Source organism: Lactiplantibacillus fabifermentans DSM 21115, assembly GCF_000498955.2.
Lineage (GTDB): Bacteria > Bacillota > Bacilli > Lactobacillales > Lactobacillaceae > Lactiplantibacillus > Lactiplantibacillus fabifermentans.
The window spans coordinates 23,185-29,340 of record NZ_AYGX02000037.1 but is presented as its reverse complement, the minus strand read 5'-3'; the positions used below and the strand labels follow the sequence as shown (position 1 = coordinate 29,340).

The window sequence follows — 6,156 nt, the reverse complement described above, 5'->3', positions numbered from 1 at the left end:
GAAGCTGATCTTTTTTGTCCGAACAGCGTTCGGATTAATTTTACAATCTACCGTTAGATGATTTGGGACTCGGTACGCCGCATCTTCATCGGCTAACGTATCGGCAAAGTCACTCATCGTTAACGCGTGCTGCGTTTGATAGGCTTCAAATAGTTGGTTGGCAAACTTCATTTCAGTTTCAGTGGTACTAGTAGTCGTTGTTGTCATAAGCAAGATCTCCATTTCTATGTGTTGGATCAGTTATGTGTTAAAAAAATATGTGTTAGAACTTAATATGTGTAAAAACTTATGTGTGACGGTTTAGCGTCGATTGTGCAATATGTGTGACCTTGATACTTTTAGTCACGACGACTTGTAAGGACGCAAAGCATCCGCCAAGTTGTCGTATCCCATGGACTAGCTACCCGTGGTCGCGTTTGGTAACTAGCCATCAAAATGTCCGATTCCATCGTCCTCACCACCTTTAATTGACTCCAACAAAAAACGCCCTTCACTAGCTCCACTTGAGTTAGTTAAAGGACGTCAAATAAACGGGTTACCACCTTTGTTCGTGTTGACCTCACAGCCAACACCTTAGCGCGTACAGCAATTGCGATACGCCGGTACACTAATGGGTACCATCCAGAACCGCCTCCACCAAGTTTCGGGGTTCAACTCAAAGGTGATCTATATTAAGTCGACTTGACTGCCTTGCACCCATCTACAGCTCGCTAACTCGTCGGGTCTTAATACCGTTCCTTATCGAAGTTTTTAATTTAAATTTAATTTATGCATTGAGTTTAGCGCCGGACAAAGGCGATGTCAACCCCACCATTAAAAATAAATTAGAAAAAGTTTTTGTTTCTATATATTGCGATTATCTGTTCAGGTGCATGTTCAGTTTTACGAATCAAGGGACTGTAGCGCAATATATTGTTCAGTATGGGTATCTCGTAAGGTGTAATTGGCCGGAAACGCATCGCGGTCAGCTTTCACAATTTGAAAACCGACTTTCGCATAAAATCGTAAGGCGGCTTCATTTTCCATCACACATTTTAAGGTCATTGGCTCCGTGGCATATTGGCGCATTTCTGCCAATAAATGTTCCCCAACTTTTAAGTGCCGATAGCCCGGGGCCACAAATAGTAGGTGAATAAAGTTCGCTAATCGATATAACGAACAAAAGCCGGCCATCTGCCCATCAATCCACGCTACCAAGACAAATTCGCCTTTAGTATCATGTTCAAAGTCGGCCAATTGGGGATCAGTCGCCCACGGAAAATCTTGTTGTCGATCAACCAAATAAATTTCCGCCAACTGTTGCGTATCGGCTGGCGTGGCCGCGGTGATTTCAATTTTAGCTGGCATCATACCACCTCCTCGAATTAGTTGGCTTTTATTATGACTTTGTTAGCCATAAAATTCAAATACTAATTAACGGTCTTTAAATACTGCTTCAACTGCTTATAAAAATTTTCGCGCGTTCCAATCAAAATAATATCAATCGTATTCGCATCCATAATTGCATAAGCAATCCGATACTCAATCCCATTATCCATTAACTTCCAAGAATAGATAGGCCGCAAGTCACCATATTTAGAAATTCCATTTTGTGGCGCTAATGCAATGTCGTTATAAATGACATCCAAAAATTTTTGTCTCAACGTATCAGTTTTTAGTTTTCTTAAATACTTCCGAGCTATCCGTCGTACCGCTACTTGATAAGCCAATTTCTTCTGCCAACTCCCGTTTTGTCATTACGGGTGCCTGTTCGGCCGCAGCTGCAGCTCGATCAATGGCCACTGGTATCTCGCGTTGTGCTTTTTCAAATTCTGAAACTAAATCTTCCGTAGCAGTTCCTTTAGCAACTAAATCGCGTAAAATTTCTGTACTAAAATCCCAAAAAGTATCTTTTTCAATAAAGCGATAAAAAATACCCTTTGGCGTTAATTCTGGTCGAACGGCTACTCCAGCTTTAATCTTAAAATCACTCGGCACTGTTAATGTTAGCGAATTACCTTGTTTGCGTGTTTTAGTGACGTTTTCCATCTTCATAACCTCCATTCAAACTAGCCTTGACTGACCTAAAAGTAGCAAATCACATAAGTAATTACAAGTTTGTACGCCCGTGATTTTTCCATCGTCAAAACACTACCAACATAGCAGCTCCGTTACTAATAAGTTATATAAATACCTGCCCGTTTTCTTTATTTTAATTATTTAAAATAATGGCCCTCTTCCCGTGTCAAAATTGGCATTTCCCTACAAACTAGCGGTATAATACAACTTAAATCTTTTCATTAATGAGAGTAGGGGAAAAATGAAGACAGCCATTGTTACCGATAGTGCCAGTTACTTAGCCGCGGCCGATATTGAAAAATACAATATTCACGTCGTTCCCATCACCGTTATCTTTGGGCAACAAACGTACTTAGAAAACGTTGAAATCACGTCTAAAGAATTTTATGAACGCATGCGGACGGCGCCCGAATTGCCGACCACGACGCAAGTCACCTTCGGACAAATGCAAACCATGTATGACCAGCTCGCTGACGAAGGCTATGACAATGTCATCAGTATTCATCTCTCGTCTGGGATTATGAGTTTTATTCCGAACTTAATTGCCTATTTGCCAAACGTGACCAACATCAAAGTTTATCCATTTGATTCCAAGATTACCGCGGCTGGTGAAGCTTATATGTGCCTCTTAGCGGCAAAACTCGTCGCTGCGGGCAAATCACCGGAATATATTATCGACCAACTAGAACATCTGCGCGATACGACGCAAGTCTACTTTGTCGTCGATAATCTAAGCCACTTAGTTCGTACTGGGCGCCTTTCAAACGCATCGGGCCTAGTTGGCAACTTGCTCCGTATTAAACCCGTCCTCACGTTTGCAGACGGTAAAATTGTCGCCATTGAAAAAGAACGCACGATGCGCCGCGCCTATGCAGCCATCAAGGCTAAATTAGCCGCGGCAATTGAAGCGGCCGACTATCCATTGCGCGTGACGATTGAAAATGGGAACAATCCCAAGCTCCAAGCGGAATGGACCGCCGATTTAACGGCCACTTTCCCCGACATCACCATTGACGAAGGTGAAATCGGCCCGGTCGTGGGTGTCCATGTCGGTGAAGGCGTCATGGGCCTTATTTGGGCCCGTGACTGGGACCAATGGCCAATTGATCAAGATTAGTAAAAAGCAGTCGTTAACCGCGCCCTTGGCCAGTTAACGACTGCTTTATTTTTGAAATTACTTTAAGTTAAACGCGTGTCTTTTTGCGCTTTTTGTTTTTCTTCTTCTTACCTTTTTTCTTCCGTTTAACATCGGGCTGACCTTGCTTAGCAACTAACTTTTGGGCTTTGTTCAACAGCTTCTGTTGTCCCGCTGCATCCAACTGTTGCCACAAACTAACCAACGCTGCATCAACTTCACCTGCCACTGCTGGTTCTGTAGTTGCTGGTTCATCCGTTGCGCCCGACAACCATTCCGGATCAACCGCCAAGGCGGTCGCTAACGTCACGACCTTATCGTATTTAGCGACGTATTTACTACTTAACCATTGGCTGATTGAGGAGCGCCCAATCCCCGTTTGTTTCGATAACTGGGCAGAGCTAATTTGGGCTTGTTGCATCGCCGTTTTCAGGCGGTCGGCAAAAATACTCATCTTCAGATTCCTCCTAGTGTAACGGGTCCCACGCTGGTAAGCGAGTCGGCCGTTCATTTAAAATCGCTTGAAATTCGGGCGCTAAGTACCGCTTATGCACGACAACTTCATAGACGTATTCATCAAACCAGTCCTGGGTCATGACGAAGTAACCGTCTTGCCCATTTTTAACGCCCCAACTATTTTCGACTTTCCACTTCGTCGGCGTATCGTCGACGATATCGACACCGGTCAGCGTCATCGCGTGACTCACTTCACCTTCGCCAGTCTGGAGACGTTGGGCTTTCGTTAAATGACCATTGATCCCAAATAACTTGGCCGATTCATATAGATGCGCATCCAAATACCCTTTTTCGCGGTCCATTTGGCGTAGCACATCATTCCCGAACCAAATCGTTTCGCCATCTTTAAGTTGTTGAACAGCGACATCGGTCAAAACACCCATGTCGACATTCAAAAATTCAATTGATTTACCACCAATAATGTTGTCTTCATCTGGCAAACTGTACAACCGATTCAATGGCTTGTCGGGTGAGTTGGTTACGACCACGTAATCATCCAAGTCGGTATCAAAATATTGTTGATAAAAGTCTTGGGGCGTCAGATTAGCGGTGCGGTGATAAGCATGCTTGTCATCGCGATATTCTAAGTCAAAACTAGTCGGTGGCTCGCCAAATGAGTAAGCCGCCATCCGATAAACTTGTTGCAACATACTCTTTTCAAGTGATTGCAATTCCGCTTCACCGGCACCATCCATGACTAACTGCCGTAACTTCAAGCCATCTTTGCGCAATTGACGACTCAAGACTTCTTGAAATTCAGTCGTATTAGTCGTGTTGTAAGTTTCCGGCATGACGCTAGCGGGGACAACGCCGTATTTTTGAACTAAACTAGCCGCCATCGCCCACTGGCCACCATCTTCACCGGGATTATCGAACAAAAACTGAACTAACCGATCATTGATTGGTTGGCGGGCTGTTTGTTCCACATTACGATAGAAAATATTGGCACGTTCAATTTTGTCCCAGAAAAACAAATAGTTTTGTGATAGTTCAAAATCTTTCACGTGATATTTTGTGGCAAATTTATGCCGCAACGTGTTTAATAACGAGAATTCCCAACAACGGCCACTGTGCTTTTGGTTGCTGACCTTGCCAGTTGGAATTTCAATGGAAAAAGTTCGGTCTAACCGACTCGCGGCTTGATTATCATAGCTCGCTGCCCGAATCCCATTCTTAGTAATGGCGCGGGTTAGTACGGCCGCATTTTGATCTTCAGCCTGTTTAGCCCGTAACGCAGCTAAGGCTTGTTTCGTCAATGCAATTGCCATCTTAATTACCTCCATCAATCATCATTTAAAACCAATATTTATATTGTTGCCATCATTCTAGGCTTGTTCCCTACTGAATTCAATCTTCTCAGGCACTTTTGTTCACTTTTCTAAACAAATTTTAGCAAATTCGTCGGATTTTCCGCTCGGTAAGCTGTGTTCAATTGAAATAGTCGTAATTTCAGCCTGAAAACACTGGGCGGGCGTTGACAATTGCTGCGCTAACGCCGCTGCTTGGGTCACCGGCACTTGGCCAATCGTGATGTGCGGCCGAATCTGATCAACGAGCGGATCATAAGCTTGACGCCAGCTCGCGATAGGCGCCGCTGGTTGAACAGCCGGAAAAATCAGAATTGAACGTTTAATAACAACCACCGACTCTCATTAAATTCTAATCATCATCGCACATTGAACTTGCGAACACAAGGATTAACAATATACTGCGACACACCTCAAAAAAACGGGCACCCGATGAAGTTGAAATTTCATCAGGTGCCCGTTCAGTTTTTACTATTCTTATACTCACTCTTTTAATAACCTAGTGAATTCACATTATGCCGTTTCTTCGCGCTCGTATCCCAAATTGGCACTTTGACCACACCAATCACTTTACTTTTGGGAACAAAGCCCCAGTAGCGGCTATCATTGGAAACTGAACGATGATCACCGAGAACGAAGTAACTGTTCTTAGGTACCTTAGTCGTCTGTAGGGTCCACTCATTACGATTAGATAATGAATATAAATCCCAATTACCAGTCCCTTGTGTGCGTTCAAATTGGCTGATGAAATTTTGCTTGATGGCCTTGCCATTCACATAAATCTTGCCATCGCGCGCACTAACCGTATCACCCGGCATCCCGATGACCCGTTTGACATACTTGACGCCTTTTTCTTTGGCGTCCGGGTCAACTTTATACGCATTAAAAACAATCACGCTTAAATGGCGAATCTTCGCGGTTTTTACGACCGCCACCCGTTCATTATTTTCAAGATTTGGTTCCATTGAAGGGCCGTCCACCCGCACCATCGTAAAGACAAAATGGCGAATGACGGTCGCTACCAACAGCCCCACCACAATTGGTAGCACCCAACTCAAAATGTTCTTAAAAGTTTTCATCAACTTTTCTCCCTTAACACCGAAACTAACTTTCCAATAATTATAATCCAATTAATTCCGC

8 protein-coding genes and 1 pseudogene are annotated in these 6,156 nt (G+C 43.7%); 1 reads left to right on the top strand and 8 read right to left on the bottom strand.

The features are described from left to right. The 4 genes and pseudogenes from DY78_RS02890 to DY78_RS02875 all read right to left on the bottom strand — a co-directional run. Nucleotides 1-207, bottom strand: a pseudogene (locus DY78_RS02890) (hypothetical protein); the annotation flags it as partial. Between the two features lie 675 nt (nucleotides 208-882). Then, complete coding sequence (locus DY78_RS02885) at nucleotides 883-1,347, bottom strand: GNAT family N-acetyltransferase (RefSeq protein WP_024626210.1); 465 nt, start codon at nucleotides 1,345-1,347, stop codon at nucleotides 883-885. A gap of 62 nt (nucleotides 1,348-1,409) precedes the next feature. Further along, on the bottom strand, nucleotides 1,410-1,628 hold the full coding sequence (locus DY78_RS02880; RefSeq protein WP_051385256.1) for a type II toxin-antitoxin system RelE/ParE family toxin: 219 nt from the start codon (nucleotides 1,626-1,628) through the stop codon (nucleotides 1,410-1,412). A 19-nt stretch (nucleotides 1,629-1,647) separates the two neighbouring features. After that, the gene (locus tag DY78_RS02875) at nucleotides 1,648-2,028 is read right to left on the bottom strand and encodes a hypothetical protein (protein ID WP_024626208.1); all 381 of its coding nucleotides are present in this window, start codon (nucleotides 2,026-2,028) and stop codon (nucleotides 1,648-1,650) included. 271 nt (nucleotides 2,029-2,299) lie between these two features. On the opposite strand from DY78_RS02875, the gene DY78_RS02870 reads away from it, so the two are divergent. Further along, a complete protein-coding gene (locus DY78_RS02870) occupies nucleotides 2,300-3,175 on the top strand; it encodes a DegV family protein (protein ID WP_024626207.1) in 876 nt (291 codons plus the stop codon). 67 nt (nucleotides 3,176-3,242) lie between these two features. On the opposite strand, the gene DY78_RS02865 is transcribed toward DY78_RS02870, so the two are convergent. The 4 genes from DY78_RS02865 to lepB all read right to left on the bottom strand — a co-directional run bounded on the left by DY78_RS02865 (nucleotide 3,243) and on the right by lepB (nucleotide 6,095). Next, nucleotides 3,243-3,647, bottom strand: a complete 405-nt coding sequence (locus DY78_RS02865; RefSeq protein WP_024626206.1) for a helix-turn-helix domain-containing protein — start codon at nucleotides 3,645-3,647, stop codon at nucleotides 3,243-3,245. A 13-nt stretch (nucleotides 3,648-3,660) separates the two neighbouring features. Further along, the gene (locus tag DY78_RS02860) at nucleotides 3,661-4,977 is read right to left on the bottom strand and encodes a C1 family peptidase (RefSeq protein ID WP_024626205.1); all 1,317 of its coding nucleotides are present in this window, start codon (nucleotides 4,975-4,977) and stop codon (nucleotides 3,661-3,663) included. 102 nt (nucleotides 4,978-5,079) lie between these two features. Continuing rightward, complete coding sequence (locus tag DY78_RS02855; RefSeq protein ID WP_024626204.1) at nucleotides 5,080-5,352, bottom strand: hypothetical protein; 273 nt, start codon at nucleotides 5,350-5,352, stop codon at nucleotides 5,080-5,082. Between the two features lie 155 nt (nucleotides 5,353-5,507). Next, complete coding sequence (gene lepB / locus DY78_RS02850) at nucleotides 5,508-6,095, bottom strand: signal peptidase I (RefSeq protein ID WP_024626203.1); 588 nt, start codon at nucleotides 6,093-6,095, stop codon at nucleotides 5,508-5,510. Nucleotides 6,096-6,156: the final 61 nt, after the last annotated feature.